The 19,457-nt window shown below is 67.0% G+C and carries 19 protein-coding genes; 7 read left to right on the forward strand and 12 right to left on the reverse strand.

Features of this window, described 5'->3' with window-relative positions; all coding sequences use genetic code 11:
- The first annotated feature begins 165 nt into the window (after positions 1-165).
- Positions 166-1,362, forward strand: coding sequence for a helix-turn-helix domain-containing protein (locus OEJ36_RS23035; protein ID WP_263403513.1), 1,197 nt, complete (start codon positions 166-168; stop codon positions 1,360-1,362).
- A 136-nt stretch (positions 1,363-1,498) separates the two neighbouring features.
- Here the strand turns inward: OEJ36_RS23035 and OEJ36_RS23040 are convergent, their stop codons facing one another.
- The 6 genes from OEJ36_RS23040 to OEJ36_RS23065 all read right to left on the reverse strand — a co-directional run bounded on the left by OEJ36_RS23040 (position 1,499) and on the right by OEJ36_RS23065 (position 6,736).
- Entirely contained in the window at positions 1,499-3,064 is a 1,566-nt protein-coding gene (locus OEJ36_RS23040; protein ID WP_263403514.1) for a methyl-accepting chemotaxis protein, read from the reverse strand.
- Between the two features lie 162 nt (positions 3,065-3,226).
- Positions 3,227-3,790, reverse strand: a complete 564-nt coding sequence (locus OEJ36_RS23045) for a putative glycolipid-binding domain-containing protein (protein ID WP_263403515.1) — start codon at positions 3,788-3,790, stop codon at positions 3,227-3,229.
- A complete protein-coding gene (locus tag OEJ36_RS23050) occupies positions 3,729-4,103 on the reverse strand; it encodes a DUF2834 domain-containing protein (RefSeq protein WP_263403516.1) in 375 nt (124 codons plus the stop codon). The genes OEJ36_RS23045 and OEJ36_RS23050 overlap by 62 nt, the downstream gene beginning before the upstream one ends.
- Before the next feature lie 78 nt (positions 4,104-4,181).
- Complete coding sequence (locus OEJ36_RS23055; protein WP_263403517.1) at positions 4,182-4,529, reverse strand: MmcQ/YjbR family DNA-binding protein; 348 nt, start codon at positions 4,527-4,529, stop codon at positions 4,182-4,184.
- 10 nt (positions 4,530-4,539) lie between these two features.
- A complete protein-coding gene (locus tag OEJ36_RS23060; protein WP_263403518.1) occupies positions 4,540-5,739 on the reverse strand; it encodes an MFS transporter in 1,200 nt (399 codons plus the stop codon).
- Between the two features lie 88 nt (positions 5,740-5,827).
- The gene (locus OEJ36_RS23065) at positions 5,828-6,736 is read right to left on the reverse strand and encodes a LysR substrate-binding domain-containing protein (protein WP_263403519.1); all 909 of its coding nucleotides are present in this window, start codon (positions 6,734-6,736) and stop codon (positions 5,828-5,830) included.
- 175 nt (positions 6,737-6,911) lie between these two features.
- On the opposite strand from OEJ36_RS23065, the gene OEJ36_RS23070 reads away from it, so the two are divergent.
- The 3 genes from OEJ36_RS23070 (at position 6,912) to OEJ36_RS23080 (ending at position 9,318) form a co-directional block, all read left to right on the forward strand.
- The gene (locus tag OEJ36_RS23070) at positions 6,912-7,418 is read left to right on the forward strand and encodes a DUF1993 family protein (RefSeq protein WP_043243466.1); all 507 of its coding nucleotides are present in this window, start codon (positions 6,912-6,914) and stop codon (positions 7,416-7,418) included.
- A 154-nt stretch (positions 7,419-7,572) separates the two neighbouring features.
- The gene (locus OEJ36_RS23075; RefSeq protein WP_411861044.1) at positions 7,573-8,583 is read left to right on the forward strand and encodes an alpha/beta hydrolase family protein; all 1,011 of its coding nucleotides are present in this window, start codon (positions 7,573-7,575) and stop codon (positions 8,581-8,583) included.
- A 126-nt stretch (positions 8,584-8,709) separates the two neighbouring features.
- A complete protein-coding gene (locus OEJ36_RS23080) occupies positions 8,710-9,318 on the forward strand; it encodes an FMN-dependent NADH-azoreductase (protein ID WP_263403521.1) in 609 nt (202 codons plus the stop codon).
- Positions 9,319-9,379: 61 nt separating this feature from the next.
- On the opposite strand, the gene OEJ36_RS23085 is transcribed toward OEJ36_RS23080, so the two are convergent.
- The 3 genes from OEJ36_RS23085 to OEJ36_RS23095 form a co-directional block, all read right to left on the reverse strand.
- On the reverse strand, positions 9,380-10,741 hold the full coding sequence (locus tag OEJ36_RS23085; protein ID WP_263403522.1) for a class II 3-deoxy-7-phosphoheptulonate synthase: 1,362 nt from the start codon (positions 10,739-10,741) through the stop codon (positions 9,380-9,382).
- Between the two features lie 78 nt (positions 10,742-10,819).
- Positions 10,820-11,599: a sulfite exporter TauE/SafE family protein gene (locus OEJ36_RS23090; protein ID WP_263403523.1), complete on the reverse strand. Its 780-nt coding sequence runs from the start codon at positions 11,597-11,599 to the stop codon at positions 10,820-10,822.
- Positions 11,556-12,884, reverse strand: coding sequence for a flavin-containing monooxygenase (locus OEJ36_RS23095; protein ID WP_263403524.1), 1,329 nt, complete (start codon positions 12,882-12,884; stop codon positions 11,556-11,558). Before OEJ36_RS23095 ends, OEJ36_RS23090 begins: the two co-directional genes overlap by 44 nt.
- A gap of 175 nt (positions 12,885-13,059) precedes the next feature.
- Between OEJ36_RS23095 and OEJ36_RS23100 the strand changes: the two genes are divergently transcribed.
- Entirely contained in the window at positions 13,060-13,806 is a 747-nt protein-coding gene (locus OEJ36_RS23100; RefSeq protein ID WP_021222168.1) for a spermidine synthase, read from the forward strand.
- Here the strand turns inward: OEJ36_RS23100 and OEJ36_RS23105 are convergent.
- Together OEJ36_RS23105 and OEJ36_RS23110 are read right to left on the reverse strand one after the other, a co-directional pair.
- Positions 13,761-14,495 carry an alpha/beta fold hydrolase gene (locus tag OEJ36_RS23105; RefSeq protein ID WP_263403525.1) on the reverse strand — a complete coding sequence of 245 codons (735 nt, stop codon included), beginning with the start codon at positions 14,493-14,495 and terminating at the stop codon, positions 13,761-13,763. The two genes, OEJ36_RS23100 and OEJ36_RS23105, sit on opposite strands and share 46 nt — an antisense overlap.
- Positions 14,496-14,515: 20 nt before the next feature.
- Entirely contained in the window at positions 14,516-15,307 is a 792-nt protein-coding gene (locus OEJ36_RS23110; protein WP_043243462.1) for a crotonase/enoyl-CoA hydratase family protein, read from the reverse strand.
- Between the two features lie 362 nt (positions 15,308-15,669).
- Between OEJ36_RS23110 and OEJ36_RS23115 the strand changes: the two genes are divergently transcribed.
- Positions 15,670-17,352, forward strand: a complete 1,683-nt coding sequence (locus tag OEJ36_RS23115) for a DEAD/DEAH box helicase (RefSeq protein WP_043243461.1) — start codon at positions 15,670-15,672, stop codon at positions 17,350-17,352.
- Positions 17,353-17,897: 545 nt separating this feature from the next.
- On the opposite strand, the gene OEJ36_RS23120 is transcribed toward OEJ36_RS23115, so the two are convergent.
- Positions 17,898-18,665 carry a DODA-type extradiol aromatic ring-opening family dioxygenase gene (locus OEJ36_RS23120; protein WP_263403526.1) on the reverse strand — a complete coding sequence of 256 codons (768 nt, stop codon included), beginning with the start codon at positions 18,663-18,665 and terminating at the stop codon, positions 17,898-17,900.
- A gap of 100 nt (positions 18,666-18,765) precedes the next feature.
- Here OEJ36_RS23120 and OEJ36_RS23125 point away from each other — a divergent pair, with 100 nt between their 5' ends.
- Positions 18,766-19,422, forward strand: a complete 657-nt coding sequence (locus OEJ36_RS23125) for a thiopurine S-methyltransferase (RefSeq protein ID WP_263403527.1) — start codon at positions 18,766-18,768, stop codon at positions 19,420-19,422.
- Positions 19,423-19,457: the final 35 nt, after the last annotated feature.

Genomic DNA, 19,457 nt, shown 5'->3' on the forward strand with positions numbered 1-19,457 from the left:
TCCTTGTATTTTTTGTTCAGGCAGTGGGTTCATGCTAGGTTTCACCCGGCCTGTCGCCTAGGTATAAACTGCACCGTTTTCACTGGTATTTTTGAGTGATTTGCACTGCCTATGACCAGCACTCCGTCCTCCTGGCCACGCCCCTCCGAAGCCGTTCGTGAGCTCATGCGCAAAGGCGCCGAGATCGCTCAGACGCTGCCGCCGGAGTGGATCGAGCGCCTGAACCAGGCGCTTTTCTCCTCACCCGAAGATGCCAGGCTGCTGGAGGACCCGGTCATCCTCGCGGCGTGCCGGCGCGCCAATCGGGCAGAAATGCTGCACTGGGCGAGCGCCAACATGCAGCGCCCAGGGGAGCCGGTGGAGTCCTACGTGTCGGCCGACATGGTGGAGACGGCCAAGGAGCTGGCCCGCCGGGGGCTGTCCGAGCTGTTGATGAATGTCGCCAGGTCGACCCAGAACGCCGCGTGGGACATGTGGATGAAGATGGCATTCGGCCTGACGCAGGATCCAGTGGTGCTCGAGGAGTTCCTGGAGGTCTCGTCGCGCTCCATCTCGGCGTTCATCGACGGCAATATGCGGGTCGTGACCCAGATCATCCTGGAAGAGAAGAATGCCCAGGCCCATGACGACCCTATCGACAAGCGGACGCTGGTCAGTCGCCTGCTCGATGGCCGAGATGTGGACACCGAGCAGTTCGGCAGGCGGCTCGGCTACAGCCTTTTCCAGAGGCACCATGCCTGCCTCATCTGGAGCGAAATCGCCGATGCGGACATCCACCCCCTGGAGGGCATGGCACGTTCGCTGGCGCAGCTTACCGGCACGGTAGCGCCGCTGATCGTGTTCGCCGGCCCGGCAACGCTCTGGGTCTGGATGAGCGCGGCAAGGCCGCTGGACCTGAACGCGCTGCAAGGCGTCGCCCAGCAGTTTCCAAAAGTACGCGCGGCCATCGGCTCCCCGGCCATGGGGGTGAACGGCTTCCGTCGGTCACACCTGGAGGCCCTGACCACCCAGCGCTTGATGGGGCGCCTGGCGGGTGCGCCCGCCGTCGCCACCATCGATCAGGTCAGGATGGTTTCCCTGATGACCCAGGACCTCCGCGCCGCCAGGCAATTCGTCCTGAGTACGCTGGGGCGGTTGGCCACGGAGCCCAGGGTTCTTCAGCACTCGCTGCACGCCTTCCTGGCCAACGGCTGCAACATCACCCAGACCGCTGAAGTGCTGGGCACGCACCGCAACACGCTGCTGCGCCGGCTGGAGCGGGCCCAGGACCTGTTGCCCGTGCAGCTTGCCGACCACCGCATTCAGATCGCCGCGGCCCTTGAGCTGGTGATCTGGAGCACCCCGCTGGTGGACGCTGAGTAGCCGGGCGGGGATCGCTCCGACGCAAGCCTGCCGGCGCGCAAGGCGCTGAGTATCCATCTGGTCATGAGCCTGATCATGGGCTGAGGCCGGAAACGAAAAGGGCGCCCGAGGGCGCCCTTTTACGGGGTGAAGCAGGTCAGCGGTTGAAGCGGTCCACCAGCGAGTACTGGCCTTGCGCGGTGGTGGTCAGTTCTTCGCTGAGCAGCACGGTGCGCTGGGCTTCGCCGGAGGTCTGGTCGGCGAGCTGGGCGATGCTGCTGATGCTCTGGTTGATCTGCTCGGCCACGGCGCTCTGTTCCTCGGTGGCGGCGGCGATCTGGTCGGTCATCTGGGTGATGTTGGCCACCGCCTCGCTGATGCCCACCAGGGCCTGGTCGGCCTCCAGCACGCGCTCCACGCCCTCGTCGGCCTGGCGGCGCCCGGTTTCCATGGTGCGCACGGCTTCCTCGGCGGTCTTCTGCAGCTGCGCGATGAGCTGGTGGATCTGCCCGGTGGATTCGGCGGTGCGCTGCGCCAGTTGGCGCACTTCATCGGCGACCACGGCGAAGCCCCGGCCCATCTCGCCGGCACGCGCCGCTTCGATGGCGGCGTTGAGCGCCAGCAGGTTGGTCTGGTCGGCGATGCCCTTGATCACATCGACCACGCCGCCGATCTCGTTGCTGTCCTGGGCCAGGCGGGTGACCGTCTCGCCGGTTTCCCCCACGGCGCGCGACAGGCGCTGGATGGCTTCGCGGGTTTCGGCGGTGATGCTGCGGCCCTGGCCGGTGAGGCGGTTGGCTTCCTGGGTGGCGTCGGCGGTGCGCTGCACGTTGCTGGCGACTTCCTGGGTGGTGGAGGCCATCTGGTTCACCGCGGTGGCCACCTGTTCGGTTTCCACCCGCTGGCGCTCCAGCCCTTCGGAGCTGTTGTGGGCCAGGGCGTCGGCCTGGCGGGCCTGCTCGGTGAGGTGCTCGGCGGTGTCCTGCAGGCGGGTCAGGCAGGTTTTCAGGCGCGCTTCCTGGCTGAGGATGGACATCTCCAGGCGGGCCTGGGCGCCACGGCTGTCGGTGTACATCTGCGCGATCAGCGGGTCCGAGGTGGTTTGCTCGGCCAGGCGCAGCAGGCGCTTGATGCCGCGGTTCTGCCAGGCCAGGCCGCTGAGGCCCAGGGGCACGGACAGCAGGGCGGCGAGGAGGAAGCCCCAGTGCGAGTTGAGCCAGGCGCCGATCATGAAGCCGATCTGGCTGATGAGGATGAAGGGCAGCCAATCCTGCACGATGGGCAGCCAGCGATCGCGGCTGGGGATGGCCGACTTGCCGGCGTTGATGCGCTGGTACAGCGCCTCGGCGCGTCGTACCTGCTCGGCGGTGGGCTTGACCCGCACCGACTCGTAGCCGACCACCTGGCTGCCTTCGTAGATGGGGGTGACGTAGGCGTTGACCCAGTAGTGGTCACCGCTCTTGCAGCGGTTCTTGACGATGCCCATCCAGGGGCGGCCCTTCTTCAGCGTCGCCCACATATGGGCGAAGACGGCGGGCGGAACGTCCGGGTGGCGCACCAGGTTATGCGGCGAACGAATCAGCTCGTCGCGGCTGTAGCCGCTGATCTCGGTGAAGGCTTCGTTGCAATAGGTGATCACGCCCTTGCTGTCCGTGGTGGAAATCAAGCGTTGTTGGGCGGGAAAAGTACGTTCGCGCTGAGTGACTGGCTGATTGTTTCTCATAGTGTTCTTCCGCAAGGCTTAGAGCGGGTATCGGCGTGCATGCACCAAAGTTGAGCCGAAAATTTTTGTGAAGTGTATCTAAAACTTTACAACTCATGAGCGGGATTTTTCCCGTAAATCGCGTCCCAGAGCCTTCGCCGATGGCGGGCCCTGTTGCGCCCATCAGCGCAGCCGGCGGAACAGGCCCGGGTAGTCTTCCACCAGCCCGTCGTCGCCAAGCCGGAGCACGGCATGAAAGCCACCGCCATCCAGGTTCTGGTACAGCAGGTGGCGCTCGTCCAGCCGCGTATAGGCCTGGCGCATCACCCGCAGGTCGAGGCTCGGCGCCTCGATGTAGGCGACGGCGATTTCTTCGCGCTGGTCCTGGGCCAGGTCCAGGCGCCAGATCGCCGGGCTGTTGGTGAAGGGCGTGGGCCAGAGGTCGAGGTCCAGGCAGCCGCTTAGCTGCGGCAGCGGGGCACCCGAGCCGTCCCGCCATTCGCCGCTGCGGTTGCAATGCAGGCGCAGCTCGCGGGCGCCGCGCTCGTCGTCGACGCGGACGTGCAGGCGGCGTGGCCGCCAGTGCTGGCTGTATTCCAGTCGATAGCCCAGGCGGTAGGGGCAGCCCTGTTCATCGAAGGCCAGCAGGACGCTGTCCGCACGCCGGCCTTCCAGGCGCAGGTGCTCAAGCCCTGGGGTCGGTGCCTGGCTGTTCCACAGGTGCTGCCACAGTGCGGTGGCTGCCATCGTCGATTGTCCGGTTGGTGGGCCTGCGCAGTGCCAGGTAGAGCAGCGGGCCGATGGAGGCGAATACGGCGGTGACCAGGTAGAAGGGCAGCAGATAGAGCAGCCCGCGTCCCTGGCGGCGGTTGTCCTGGTACATCCAGATGCCGATCAGGCCGCAGGCGAGGTAGAGGTCGATCACCACCTGGGCGGTATCCGGGCGGCTCATCAGTTGGGCACCGAACTCCAGGAGCGGTTGTTCGCTGATGGCCATGACATAGAGGGTATAGCCGCCGAAGGCGGCAAGGGCGAGAAGCGCAGACAGGCGTGCAGGCATGGGGTGACGTCCTTGTTGTTGGTTTGACGCGGACGATAGAACGACCAGGGGCCCCGTGCAGCTGACGGATTGTCGCAGTCAGTCCAGCAGCAGGCCTACGCGCTTGTACTTGGGCAGCTTGGCCACCACCAACTGGTGGGAGCGGGTGAGCAGCGAGCGCAGCTCTTCACCGCCCACCGAAGGCGGCATGGCCAGGGTCACCCAGTGGGCGCGGGCGAGGTAGGGCGCCGGGCGGATGCCGGGGCGGTCGACGTGGCCGAGGAACAGGTCGGCGTCCACCTTGAAGGCCAGGTCGCTGCCGAGGAAGTCGAGGATGGCGAACATCTTGTTCTCGGCCACCGAGAACACCCGGTTGCTGCCCCATTTGAGGTCTTCACGGGCGCCCGGCAATTGCAGGCAGAAAGCGGCGATCTCGTCGGCGGTCATGGGCGTTCCTTCACGGGGCGGGGGTGGGCCCGCTGCGTTCGTCGATACGCAGCAGGTAGAAGCTGAGCAGCATACCCACGAGCGCCATGGCGGCGGCAACCATGAAGATGGAGCCGAAGCCGAAGCCCGTGGCGATGGCGCCCATCAGGGGGCCGGCGATGCCCAGCGCGAGGTCGAAGAACACCGCGTAGGCGCCCAGGGCGGAACTGCGGCTGGAGGCGGGAATGCGCGAGATGGCTTCCACGCCCAGCGCCGGGTACACCAGCGACAGGCCGAAACCGGTCAGCGCTGCGCCGCACAGGGTCAGCCAGGGCTGCGGGGCCAGCCACAGCAGGAGCAGGCCGAGGCTCTCGATGCCCAGGCAGGCGATGGCCACGCGGTAGCCGCCACGGCTGTTGATGGCGCCGGCGAAGAGCAGCCGTGCACCGATGAAGGCACAACCGAAGGCGGTCAGGCACCAGGCCGCGCCATCCCAGCCACGGCTCGCGTAATAGAGGGTGACGAAGGTGGCCAGGGTGCCGAAACCGATGGAGCCCAGGGCCAGCGCCGTGCCGTTGGGGGCGATGCGCATGAAGACGTTGCGGAATGGCAGGCGCACGCCCTGGACGATGGGGGCCGCCTCCTTGTTCCAGGCCAGCGCCAGGGCGCCTAGCCCGAGCAGGCCGATCAGCGCGCCCATGCTCCACAGCCCCACGCCGCCCACCATCAGCACCCCCAGGGGCGCGCCCAGGGCCACGGCGCCATAGGAGGCGATGCCGTTCCAGGAGATGACCCGCGCGGTGTTTTCGGCGCCGACGCGGCCGATGCCCCAACTGATGGAGCCGGTGCCCACCAGGCCCTGGGCGACGCCGAGGGCGACGCGCCCGGCCAGCAGCAGCGTCATGCTCAGGGTGGGGAACTGTTGCAGCGAGGTGGAGGCCAGCGTCAGCACGCCACTCAGGGCGCAGCCGGCAAGCCCGTAGAGCACGGCGCGCTTGGGCCCCTGGCGGTCGGCCACGGCGCCGGACATGGGCCGCGAGAGCAGGGTGGAGGCGTATTGGGTGCTGATGACGATGCCCGCCAGTACCGAGCCGTAGCCGAGGTCGTTGTGCACGTAGCCCGGGAGTACGGCCAGCGGCAGGCCGATGCAGAGGAAGCTGATGAAGGTGAAGAAGACGATGGAGACGATCTGCAAGGTGGTGGCGGTCGCAGACTGCTCGGCGGCACTCATGGGGCTTGTCCGGCTGGGGCTGGGGAAGAGCGCCATCATCACCCAGTCATGCGGTGAATGAAAGCTAGCTAACTATTCTTCGCAAGGCTCAGATGGGCTGCAGCCCCTCGGCCTGGCACGCCTCGGCCAGGTGCTCGATCCAGGCGCGCACCGCCGGCAGCATGCCGCGCCGGTGGGTGTAGACCGCCTGCAAGTTGCCACCCGGCAGCTCCCAGCCCGGCAGCAGGCGCACCAGGGTGCCGGCCTCCAGCTCCTGCTGGCAGTTCATCTGCGGCAGCATGGTCATGCCCAGCCCCTGCAAGGCGGCGAGCTTGCGGATCTCGAAGTCCTCGATGCTCAGGCGGGCTTCCAGGACGATGTCGCGGCGGTTGCCCCGGCTGTCGCGCAGCAAGTAGTGCAGGCGGCGGTCGGTCTCCAGGGCGCCGAGGGCCGGCAATTGCTGGAGGTCGTCCGGGCCGTTCACAGTCACGCCCTCGAGCAGGCTCGGTGCGCACACCAGCAGGGCGCGGGCGGGGCTCAGTTGGCGACAGATCAGCGACGGGTCTTCGTCGTCCTGCTCGCGCACCCGCAGTGCCACATCGACGCCTTCGTTGACCAGGTCGATGCGCCGGTTGCTCAGCATGACTTCCAGTTGCACCTGCGGATAGCGCTGGAGGAAGCTGGGGAACACATGGCGCAGGCGCATGCGCGCCACCTCGGTGGGGCAGGAGACGCGGATGCGCCCGCGCGGTTCGCTGGTCAGCGAGGCCACCGCTTCGTCGGCCTGCTCCGCCTCCAGCAGCATCGCCTGGCAATGGCGCAGGTAGCGCTCGCCGACATCGGTCAGGGCCAGCTTGCGCGTGGTGCGTTGCAGCAGGCGGGCGCCCAGGCGGGTTTCCAGTTCGGCGATGCGGCGCGACAGCCGCGACTTGGGGATGCCCAGCAGGCGCCCGGCGGCCGCGAAGCCGCCGTGTTCGACGACTTTGGCGAAGTAGAAGAGGTCGTTGAGGTCTTGCATGGGGATTGTCCTGTAGAGGGGACGAACTATGGCACCGACGCTGATTCCGGCGCCACGGATTTCGTCGGCGGGACAATCTCGCGGCCCTGCACAAGCCGCCCGTTGCGGGTGTATCGTGGAGCGGCGACCGGCACCTTCGCCCGGTCCATCCCCCTGCCATCACGGAGTCAGCACCATGTCCTTGTCCATGTACGAGGCTTCCATTCCTGTCTTCACCCGCATGCTCGGCAACCTGTCCACCATCCTCGACAAGGCCGCTGCCCACGCCGAGGCGCAAGGCATAGAGCCGGCCGTGTTCCTCAACTCGCGCCTGGCACCGGACATGTTCCCCCTGGTGCGCCAGGTGCAGATCGCCACCGACTCGGTGAAGGGCTGCGCAGCGCGCCTGGCGCAGCTGGAGGTGCCGCCCTACGCCGATACCGAGGCGAGCTTCCCGGAGCTGCAGGAGCGCATCGCCCGCACCCTCGGCTTCATCCAGGAGATCCGCCCGGAGCAGATAGATGGCAGCGAGGGCCGCACCGTGGTGCTGAAGATGCGTGGCAGCGAGGTGAGCTTCCCGGGGCAGGCCTTCCTGCTGAATTTCTCCCTGCCGAACTTCTATTTCCACATCACCACCGCCTACAACATCCTGCGCCACAACGGCGTGAAGATCGGCAAGATGGATTTCCTCGGCGGCGTCTGATCGCCCCTCCCGTGCCACGACTTGTGGCGTGATCCATGCAATGCATGTGGCGCCGGCGGATAGGCCGTCGGCGCTGCCGGCTCAAGGAGCGAAGCAAGGCGCAATTGATGGCAGGCACGCCCGATTCCTGAACCTGGAACGGAAGGTGAGCACCATGTTGGTTCGTCTTTCTGCAGTACTGGCCCTGGCGTCGCTGCTGGCGACCCTCCCCGCATTCGGCGCGCAGGCGGTGGGCGTGCATCGCCTGGTTCTCACCGACCCGGTGGACGGGCAGCGCGAGATGAGCGCCGTTGCCTTCTACCCTGCATCCGGCGAGCCGACCCGCACCGAGCTTGGCCTCTACCAGGTCGATGCCGGCATGGATGCGCCCATCGCCACCGGCCACTTCCCCCTGGTGCTGCTTTCCCACGGCAACGGCGGTTCGCCCCTGGCCCATCACGACCTCGCCACCGCCCTGGCGCGCCGTGGTTTCGTCGTGCTGGCCGTGCTGCACACCGGCGACAACTACAAGGATCAGAGCCGCAGCGGCACCCTGAGCAACCTCTATGGGCGCCCACTGCAGCTGACCGCCGCGATAGATGCCGCCGAGCAGGACGCACTGCTGGCCGGCAGCCTGGACACCGAGCGGGTCGGTGTGATCGGCTACTCGGCCGGCGGCGAGACGGCGCTGATCCTCGCCGGCGCCCAGCCCGAACCCGAGCGCCTGCGTGCCTATTGCCGGCAATGGCCGGGCGACGATGATGCCTGCGGCCATGCCGGCGAGCTGATCTCCGACCGCGACGACCTCGAAGCCATCGCCGATTCCCGGGTCAGTGCGCTGATGCTGATGGCGCCGCTGGGCCTGATGTTCGGCCGCAAGGAACTCGAACCGGTGCAGGTGCCGGTGCTGCTTTATTCCGGGGACGACGACCGCACCCTGCAGCTGGAGCAGAACGCCGGGGCGCTGCAACGGCGCCTGCCGAACCCGCCGGAGTTCCGCCTGTTGCCGGGGGCGGGGCACTTCGTGTTCATGGCGCCGTGCTCGGCGGAAATGGACGCCATGCTGCCGCAGCTGTGCCAGGACGCCGAAGGTGTCGACCGGGTCGCCATCCACCGCCAGCTGAATGCCGAGGCGGTGCGCTTCTTCACCCAGACCCTGAGCGACCTGCAGACCTCGGCACGATGATCCGTAGGTTCGTCCTGCTGATGAGACGGTGCATCGCATTTTTGCCGACTAATCAGGGTTTCGCTTCATGGATAGGATTCTCCTCACTTCGATCACATCCGGTGATCGCCAAATCAGGGGATACCCATGAAGCTTCTGCACCTTGACTCCAGCATCCTCGGCGACGCCTCCGCCTCCCGCCAACTGAGCGGTGCCGTGGTTCAGGCCTGGCAGGCCGCCGAGCCTGCCGCCCAGGTCAGCTACCGCGACCTCGCCACCGACGCCTATGCCCACCTTTCCGCAGCCAGCCTGGTTGCCGGCGGCACCCCGGCGGAACTGCGTGACGCCGCGCAGAAGGCCGAAGTGAACCTGGCCGAGGAAACCCTCGCCGAATTCCTCGCCGCCGACGCCATCGTCATCGGTGCGCCCATGTACAACTTCACCGTGCCCACCCAGCTCAAGGCCTGGATCGACCGCATCGCCGTCGCCGGCAAAACCTTTGCCTACGACGAGAACGGCCCCAAGGGCCTCGCCGGTGGCAAGAAGGTGGTGATCGTTTCCACCGCCGGTGGTATCCACGCCGGCCAGGCCAGCGGCCAGGCCCATGAGGCCTACCTGCTGCAGGTGCTGGGCTTCCTCGGCATCACCGATATCGAGATCGTCCGCGCCGAAGGCCTGGCCTACGGTGAAGACCCGCGCGCCAACGCCATCAAGGGCGCCCAGCAGCGCATCGGCGAGCTGTTCATCGCCGCCTGAGCCCGCTGAAAATACGAAGCCCCGCATTGGCGGGGCTTCGTCGTTTCTGAAGGCCGTGCCGTCAGCGGCGGACCTGTTTCAGCGTCTCGGCGATGAGGAAGGCCAGCTCCAGCGACTGGTCGGCGTTGAGGCGCGGGTCGCAGTGGGTGTGGTAGCGGTCGGAGAGGCCATCCTCGGTGATGGGGCGGGCGCCGCCGATGCACTCGGTGACGTTCTGCCCGGTCATCTCGATGTGGATGCCGCCGGCGTGGCTGCCCTCGGCCTGGTGCACCTGGAAGAACTGCTTCACCTCGGACAGGATGATGGCGAAGTCGCGGGTCTTGTAGCCGCTGGACGCCTTGATGGTGTTGCCGTGCATCGGGTCCGAACTCCACAGCACCTTGCGGCCTTCGGCCTGCACGGTGCGGATCAGCCGAGGCAGGTGCTCGCCGACCTTCTCGGCGCCCATGCGCACGATCAGGTTGAGGCGGCCCGGGTCGTTGTCCGGGTTGAGGGTGTCGATCAGGCGGATCAGGTCCTCGCTGGGCATGCTTGGCCCCACCTTCACGCCGATGGGGTTGCCGACGCCACGCAGGAACTCGACGTGGGCGCCGTCCAGTTGGCGGGTGCGGTCGCCGATCCAGAGCATGTGCGCGGAGCAGTCGTACCAGCCGCCGGTGAGGCTGTCGCGGCGCACGAAGGCCTGCTCGTAATTCAGCAGCAGCGCCTCGTGGGCGGTGAAGAAGCTGGCCTCGCGCAGTTGCGGGGCGGTGTCCAGGCCGCAGGCGCGCATGAAGGCCAGGGTCTCGTCGATGCGGTCGGCGAGCTGGCTGTACTTCTCGGTCAGCGCCGAGTTGGCGATGAAGTCGAGGTTCCACTGGTGCACCTGGTGCACATCGGCGAAGCCGCCCTGGGCGAAGGCGCGCAGCAGGTTGAGGCTGGCGGTGGACTGGTGGTAGGCCTGCAGCAGGCGCTCCGGGTCGGGAATCCGGCTGGCCGGGTCGAAGCCGATGCCGTTGACGATGTCGCCGCGGTAGGCGGGCAGGGTGACGCCACCGATGGTTTCGTCATCGGCCGAGCGCGGCTTGGCGAACTGGCCGGCCATGCGGCCCACCTTCACCACCGGGCAGCCGGCGGCGAAGGTCATGACGATGGCCATCTGTAGCAGCACCTTGAAGGTGTCGCGGATCTTCGCGGCGGAGAACTCGGCGAAGCTTTCCGCGCAATCGCCACCCTGGAGGAGGAAGGCGCGGCCTTCGGTCACTTCGCTGAACTGGCGGCGCAGCTCGCGCGCCTCACCGGCGAACACCAGGGGCGGGTAGCTGGCCAGGGTCTGCTCGACCTTGGCCAGGCGCGCGGCGTCCGGGTAGGTCGGTTGTTGCAGGATCGGCTTGGTTCTCCAGCTTTCCGGGCTCCAGTCTGCGCTGGACGACAAGTTGCTCATCAGGGTCTCGATCAGGGCTGTGTGGCGGATGGCGCATGGTAACCGAAAGGCCCCGCGCTGCCAGCGCCTGGCGGTGCTTCAGGCGTGCCAGGCCAGCAACAGGCCACAGAGGCACAGCAGCAGGTAGGTGAGGGTGCGGAAGTGCCGTTCGGCCACGCGGTGGTGCAGCCATTCTCCCGCCGCCACGCCCAGTACCAGCAGGGGCAGGTAGAGCGCCAGGTGGGGCAGGGCGGGAGCCAGGCGGCCATCCACCAGGAAGGCCAGGCTGAGCAGGCCGTTGAGGCTGAGCCAGACGCAGGCCAGGGTGGCCCGCAGGCGCGCCTTGCACAGCGGCGTGCCGGCCAGGGTGTAGACCAGCAGCGGGCCGCCCGAGGCGAACAGGCCATGGCAGATGCCGCCGGCACCGATCTGCAGGCGGGTCATCCAGGCGGGTGAATGGCCCCGTGGCCGTTCATGGCGCTGGCGCCACAGCTCGCGCAGGGCGAACCAGAGGAGCAGCACGCCGAAGCCCTGCTTCAGTGCGGCCCCCTCGAGCCAGGGCAGCAGGGCGTAGCCGAGCAGGGTGCCGGCGAGCATTGCGGGGAGGATGCCGCCCAGCAGCAGCGGCCCATCGGCCAGGTGCCGGTAGCGCCAGGCCAGGTAGCCGCTCATCAGCAGGTTCAGCGGCACCAGCACCGGCAGCAACTGGCCGATCGGCAGCAGCAGGGCGCCGAGGGACAGGGCCACCACCGTGCTGCCGAAGCCGGTGACGGCTTCCAGGCCATAGGCGAAGAGGATGAACAGGCCCAGCCAGAGCCAGGGATCGCCCGCCACCTCAGGCCAGGGCGCTGATGTCGGCGGGCTGTTCGCGCAGGTCACGGCGCAGCTCGTCGACATGCCGTTTCACGCTGCTGCGGTAGCTGTCCTTGTGCACGTAGTAGGCCATGCGCTCCAGTTCCAGGTAGGCGTAGCCGCCGTCCAGGCGCTGCCCGGCGCGCTCGGCCTTGAGGCGGCGGAAACGCTCGGCCGAGGCGCTGCCGGCCTGGCACTGGCGGATGAACAGCGCCACCAGCTCCGCCTGTTCGGCGCGGCCCTGCCAGCCGAGGCCGGAGGCTTCCACCATGCCCATCATGAACAGGTCGTCGTGCTCGGGATGGAAGATGTTCAGGTACAGCTGCGGCGCGCCGGCCCGCTCGGGCCAGTTCAGCTCCTCGCGGGCGATGAAGGGGTAATCCAGCTTGTAGCCGGTGGCCTGGAGGATCAGGTCGTAGTCTGCGCGGCTGCCATCGCAGAACACCGCCTGGCGGCCCTCGATGCTGGCCAGGTCCGGCCGCGCCTTGATGTCGCCATGGCCGAGGTGGTGCAGTACCAGGGAGTTCACCACCGGGTGGGATTCATAGAGGCGGTAGTCCGGGTCGGGCAGGCCGTAGTCGGAAGGCTTGCCGATCAGGGCGCGGATCAATGCGCCGTCGATGCGTTGCTTCAGTGCCCGCGGCAGTTTTACCGCGCCGCCGAAGGTGTCGATGGGGCGGCCGAGGAGGAACTTCGGCAGGAAGTAGTAGCCACGGCGTACCGAGATATCCACCGAGCGGGCGCGGTGCACGGCATCGACGGCGATGTCGCAGGCCGAGTTGCCGCAGCCGATCACCAGCACCCGCTTGCCCTCGAACAGGGCCGGGGAGCGGTAGTCGGCGGAGTGCAGCAGTTCGCCGTCGAAGCGGCCGGGCAGCTCCGGCTGGTTGGGCGCGTGCAGCGTGCCGTTGGCGATGAGCACGCCGTCCACCAGCCACTCGCGGCGTTCGCCATTGCGCTCGCTGGTGAGCTTCCAGCCCTTTTCCCGGCGCTCCAGGGACTCCACGCGGGTGCCGAACTGGTAGTGCGCGCGCAGGCCGAAGTGCTGGGCGTAATCACGGAAATAGCGGCGCATCTCGCTGTGGTGCGGGTAGGGCGCCACGTCGTCGGCCATGGGGAACTCGCTGAACTCGGTGGTGCGTTTGGAGGAGATCAGATGCGCGGACTCGTACATGGTGCTGTGGGGATTGTCGATGTCCCAGAGCCCGCCGACGTCCTCGTGCAGCTCGAAGCCGACGAAGGGGATTCCATGCTTCTGCAACTGGCGGGCCGCGCAAAGGCCCATGGGGCCGGCGCCGATGATGGCGTACATGAGTGGGATGCACCTCTTGGCTGTTATTCTTCTCGGGTTTTTTCGGGCAGCGCCTGGCGAGGCCTGCGGCATGCCCGGATTATGGCGAGGTGAGGGCACCTCGCTTCAATGGCAAACGGCGCCTTTGTGGCGTGCCCTTGGTGCGAAATGTCACGGGGCGGATTGGGGAGTGGTGATGCGCGAGGAGCGTTTGCTGGCAGAGGTGCATGACGAGTTCGGCGTCATCCGCGTGCTCGAGGTGGGTGACTACCGGTTTCTCGAATTCGGCGAGGCGGTGGAGCAGAGCTGCGTCTTCACGGCCGATCCCGCCTGGCTGGAGTACGACTACACCCGCGCCATGCTGCTGGGTGCGCTGTGCCACGAGTACCCGGAAAGCGCGCTGTTCCTCGGCCTGGGCGCCGGCACCCTGACCCAGGCGTGCATGAAGTTCCTGCCGCTGGACGACGTCGAGGTGGTGGAGTTGCGCCCGGACGTGCCGCGCCTGGCCATGGAATACCTCGGCCTCGACGACGACCCGCGCCTCACCGTGCGCATCGGCGATGCCCTGGAGCTGCTGGAAACCGCCGAGACCGCCGACCTGATCTTCGTCGACCTCTACACCGATACGGGCCCGGGCGTCGGCCACCTGGCCTGGCGCTTCCTTGAAAACTGCCAGAAGCGCCTGAATCCCGGTGGCTGGCTGGTGATCAACCAATGGGCCGGCAACGACGGCCGGCCGCTTGGCGCGGCGTTGCTGCGTGGGCTGTACCACCGGCATTACTGGGAGTGCCCGGTGAAGGAGGGCAACGTCATCCTTATCGTTCCCGCCGATCTCGAGCAGCAGCTCGACATCCGTACGCTCACCGCCCGTTGCGAGGCCCTGGCACCGCGCCTGGGCTACTCGCTGCAACCCCTGCTGGATGTGCTGCGCCCGGCGACCTGATCGCCCTGATCGTTGTCGACCGTCTTAGCGAAGCGCTCCAGCGCGTGGGCGGCTTCGTGGGGGCGTGTTTGCAGCAGGCAGTGCGGGGCCTCCAGCTGCAGGCACTGAAAGTCTCCTGAATAGTGTGCGATGAGCTGGGCGGCATCCGCCGGCACCAGCCGATCGGCTGTCGCCTGCAGATAAAGCAGCGGCACCTGGACCTGTTGCAGGTGCGCGGTGGCATCCACCTCCAGCACCGCCCGTAGCCGGGCCTGCAGGGTTGCCGATGACAGTGGAGCCAGGGCGTCGACCAGTGCCTGGCCCAGCGCTGGAGTGGCGAACCTGCCGAGCAGCAATTGGCTCAGCAGGGCTCGGGGCGCCAATCGGGGAGACACCAGCGGCAGCAGGCCGCTCAGCCAGGCCAGCTGTGGCCGTGGGTTGCGAATAAAGGTGCAGCAAAGCACCAGGCCCAGCAGCCCGGCGGGGCGCTCAGCTGCGAGGCTGACGGCAATGGGCCCGGAGAAGGATTCGCCGAGCAGAATGAACGGCCGGCCAGCGGGCAACTGCTGCCGGACACGTTCTATCAATGGCCCATAACCCAGTGGTTGTTCCGGCGGGTAGCGCACGACCTGGGTGTGCAGGTCGCCGCCCAGTGCCTGGATCAATGGAGCGAACAGCTCGCCGCTGCCGTCCATGCCCGGCAGCAGCACCAGCGTGATGCCCGGCAGCTTCAGCGCCCCTTGAACTCGCCCGGGCGGCGTTCGAGCATCGCCCGGACGCCTTCCTGGGCATCTTCGGAACCCAGCAGGCGCTTGGCGACCACGGACAGGTTGCGGGCGGCTGCTTCTTCGCCTTCGCTCACCGTCTGGCGCGCGGAGGCGAGGGTGGCCTGGATGCCGAGGGGCGCCTGGGCGGCCACCCGTTCGGCCAGCCAGAGTGCGCGGGGCATCAGTTCTTCACTGGCCAGCACCTCTTGCACCAGGCCCAGGCGGTAGGCCTCGTGGGCGTCGAATTCGTCACCGGTCAGCAGCCAGCGCATGGCATTGCCCCAGCCAGCGGCCTGGTGCAGGCGCAGGGTGGCACCGGCGAAGGGGAAGATCCCGCGTTGCACTTCCATCTGGGCGAAACGGGTGTTGCTGGCGCACAGGTTGATGTCGGCAGCCAGCATCAACTCGATGCCGATGGTGAAGCAGTAGCCCTGCACCGCCAGGATCAGCGGCTTGGACAGGCGCTTGCCGCCGAAGGTGCCCCAGGGGTCGACCGCGCCATCGGGCAACTGCCAGCCATTCCTGAAGGTTTCGGCGACATTGGCCAGGTCCAGCCCTGCGGTGAAGTGCTCGCCATGGGCGAACACCAGTGCGCAGCGCGCCTCGTCGTCACGCTCGTACTCGCCCAGCGCCGTGACCAGATCGTCGAGCATCGCCTGGTCGAAGGCGTTGCGCTTGGCGGTGCGGTCCAGTCCGAGCAGCAGGACGTGGCCGCGTTTCTCACGGCTTACGCGGCCAGGGGTGGCTTGGGTCATGGGGTGGGTCCTTTGGCGTGGGAGGGGCGGGGGCATGGAGGATATAGCCGGAGCGCCGGCCCTTGTCCACGGGGGAATGACCGTCCGGCGGCGTTGATGACGAACGTGTGAAAAACCCGCACGGCGGTCAGCTTTTTCCGGTATGATTCGCGCCGGCCTTAACTGGCCCCGTTCAGGAACTGCATTTTTCGAGGCATTCGCCTTCGGCTGCACCGTCCGCTACGCGGACTACCCTTGACGTTACATCCATATCAATAAGCAACTCGCAAATTCTCTCCCAGGCTGCCAGGGTGACCCACAAGGTCTTTCGGCATATGCAGCTCTGGGATTTGGGTCTTTGCGGATGCACATGAGGCAGACCCATGACCCAGGATATCGGCGGATTCGCCGCGCTCGGACTTCATCCCAATGTTCTCTCCGCCATCACGGCAGTGGGCTATGAAGAGCCATCCCCCATCCAGGCCCAGTCGATTCCGGTGATCCTCGCCGGCCACGACATGATTGGCCAGGCCCAGACCGGTACCGGCAAGACCGCAGCCTTCGCGCTGCCCATCCTTTCCCGTATCGATCCGGCCAAACGTGAGCCGCAGGCGCTGATCCTGGCACCGACCCGCGAGCTCGCACTGCAAGTCGCCACCGCTTTCGAAACCTACGCCAAGCAGATGCCCGGCCTGAGTGTGGTCGCCGTATACGGCGGCGCGCCCATGGGTCCGCAGCTCAAGGCCCTGCGCCAGGGCGCCCAGGTCATCGTGGCCACCCCCGGCCGCCTGTGCGACCACCTGCGTCGTGACGACCAGATGCTCACCACCGTGCAGCAGCTGGTCCTGGACGAAGCGGACGAAATGCTCAAGCTCGGCTTCATGGACGACCTGGAAGTGATCTTCCAGGCCCTGCCGGAAAGCCGTCAGAGCGTGCTGTTCTCCGCCACCCTGCCGCCGTCGATCCGTTCGATCGCCGAGCGTCACCTGAAAGAGCCGCAGCACGTCAAGATCGCCGCCAAAACCCAGACCGTGGCCCGCATCGAGCAGGCTCACCTGATGGTCCACGCCGACCAGAAGGTCGGTGCCGTGCTGCGCCTGCTGGAAGTCGAGGAATTCGACGCCCTGATCGCCTTCGTGCGCACCAAGCAGGCCACCCTGGACCTGGCCTCCGCCCTGGAAGCCAAGGGCTATAAGGCTGCCGCGCTGAACGGCGACATCGCCCAGAACCAGCGTGAGCGCGTGATCGAGTCCCTCAAGGACGGTCGCCTGGACATCGTCGTCGCCACCGACGTCGCTGCCCGTGGTATCGACGTACCGCGCATCACCCACGTACTGAACGTGGACATGCCGTACGACCCCGAGTCCTACGTGCACCGTATCGGCCGTACCGGTCGTGCCGGTCGCGAAGGCCGTGCCCTGCTGCTGGTTACCCCGCGCGAGCGCCGCATGCTGCAGGTGATCGAGCGCGTGACCAACCAGAAGGTCGCCGAAGTACGCCTGCCCAACGCCCAGCAAGTGCTGGACGCGCGCATCAAGAAGCTGACCACCGGCCTCGCGCCCCTGGTGGCCGATGCCGAAGCCACCCATGGTGAGCTGCTGGATCGCCTGATCGCCGACATCGGTTGCAGCCCGCGTGCCCTGGCCGCAGCCCTGCTGCGCAAGGCCACCAATGGCCAGGCGCTGAACCTCGCCGACGTCGAGCGCGAGCAGCCGCTGGTGCCGAGCGCCTCGCAGCCGCGTGAGCGTCGCGAGCGTGATGGCGAGCGTTCCTCGGGTGAGCGTGGCGAGTACCGCGAGCGTCGTGCTCCGCTGCCGCTGACCGAAGGCCGCGTGCGTTGCCGCACCGCGCTGGGGACCCGCGACGGCATCGCCGCGAAGAACCTGCTCGGCGCCATCCTCAACGAGGGTGGCCTGGCACGTGACGCCATCGGTCGCATCCAGATCCGCGAGACCTTCAGCCTGATCGAGCTGCCGGAAGACGGCCTGGATCGCCTGCTGGGCAAACTCAAGGACACCCGCGTCGCGGGCAAGTCCCTGAAGCTGCGCCGCTACCGCGAAGACTGATCAGCGCCTGACGAAAAAGCCCCGCAATAGCGGGGCTTTTTTATGGGCGGTGGTTAAGTGGTTGGCGCTTCTGTAGGGGCGAATTCATTAGCTCTCTACCACCTCCACCGCATGGGTTTCGCTTCGCTCTACACCATCCTACGAAAGCCGCCACCACGTACTGGGTTGGTGCGTATATCAATGTGAGGATTCGAGCGAAGAAAGTTGGAGCAGCCGCCAAACGCCCCTTCCCAGGAGGCCGAGCGAATCGTCGTGTAAGGGGGTGAGCGACATGGATGTCGCGAGAGCGATGTCGGGCCAGGGATGGCCCGTCAGCGCGTGCCCCTGGAACGATGATGGAGCGAGGGGAGTCTGGCGAAGCCAGACCTGTATGGAGGGGCAAGTTTTTTGGTTCCTTTTCAACGATTGGAAAAGGGACTCGTCCGGGTGGGCGAAACCAGAAGCACCAGCAAAACTCGGCAATCAGCTGGGCTTAGATCCTCTGGCAACACTTAACGCAGACAGAGCCAATACATTCGCCCAAGGCTGCAGGGCAGCCCGGGGCCTCAACCGAACCTATAGATATCCATCCCCAGCGCGCCGAGGGTGAAGCCGCTGTGCTCCACCTTGAAATCCCCGCCGGCGCCCCGGGCGAAATACAGCGGCAGCAGGTGTTCGTCGCTGGGGTGGCTGCGGCGGGCGTGGGGGGCCTGGGTGCGGTAGTCGTGCAGGGCATGCTCGTCGCCGGCCTCCAGGCGCTCCACCATCCAGTCGCGGAATTCCAGGGCCCAGGGCGTGATCACCTCCGGCCCGGCGCGCCAGTTCAGCTCGCCGAGGTTGTGGGTGATGCTGCCGGAACCGATCAGCAGCACGCCGCGTTCGCGCAGGGCGGCCAGGGCGTGGCCGATCCGGGTCTGGAAGGCGGGGCCGAGGCGGCTGGGCAGGGACAGTTGCAGCACCGGGATATCGGCTTCGGGGTACATCAGCGTCAATGGCACCCACACGCCGTGATCCATGGGCCGCTGTGGGTCGATGGCGGCCTCCAGGCCGTTGTCGCGCAGCAGTTGCTGCACCTCCCTGGCCAGCTCCGGGGCGCCATGGGCGGGGTACTGCACCGCATGCAGTTCGGGCGGGAAGCCGTAGAAGTCGTGCCAGGTTTCCAGCTGCGTGCCGCCGCTGATCGCCAGGTGTTCGCTTTCCCAGTGGGCGGACACCACCAGGATCGTCTCCGGGCGCGGCAGTTCACGGACCAGCCGCGCGAGGGCGGTGCCGCTGGCGCCGGGTTCGAGGGCGAGCATCGGGGAACCATGGGAGATGAAAAGACTGGGTAGCATTGGGCACTTCCTCCGTTAGGATGAGCGCCATATTCGGGGCTGGATGTATCGACATCCAGCATAAATTCTTGAGCGTTCCTATCGAATCGGCAGGTGGATTGTGCACGAGAGTTTCTGGCAGGACAGATGGGCCAACGACCAGATCGGATTTCATCTGGATGAGGTCAACCCTTACCTGCAGCAGTATTGGTCGTCGCTTGGCCTGGCCCAGGGCTCGCGGGTGCTGGTGCCGCTGTGCGGCAAGAGCCTGGATCTGGTCTGGCTGGCTGCCCAGGGCCATCGGGTGCTGGGCGTGGAGCTGGCAGAGAAGGCGGTGACGGACTTTTTCGAAGAGCAGGGCCTGGCCCCTGAGGTGAGCGAGGAGGGTGCCTTGCGCCGTTACCGCGCGGGCGGCATCGACATCCTCCAGGGGGACTTCTTCGCCCTGGATGCGCAGGAGGTCGCGGACTGTGGCGGGCTCTACGACCGCGCCGCGCTCATCGCCCTGCCGCCGGAGATGCGCGAGCGCTATGTGGCGCACCTCGCGGCGATACTCCCGGCCCATTGCGAGGGGCTGGCGGTGACCCTGGAGTACGACCAGCAGCGCCTGGACGGCCCGCCGTTCTCGGTGCCGGAAGCAGAGGTGCGCCAGCGCTTCGAGCCCCTCTGGGGCGTGGAGTTGCTGGAGCGCCAGGACGTGCTGGAGAAGAACTGGAAGTTCGCCTCCCGTGGCCTGGACGAACTGTTCGAGCCGGTGTTCCGCTTGCACCGGTCCTAGTGGTTTATTGCGGGCATGAAAAAGGCGGCCGATCG

This window comes from Pseudomonas sp. PDM13, from assembly GCF_025685765.1.
Classification (GTDB): domain Bacteria; phylum Pseudomonadota; class Gammaproteobacteria; order Pseudomonadales; family Pseudomonadaceae; genus Metapseudomonas; species Metapseudomonas solani.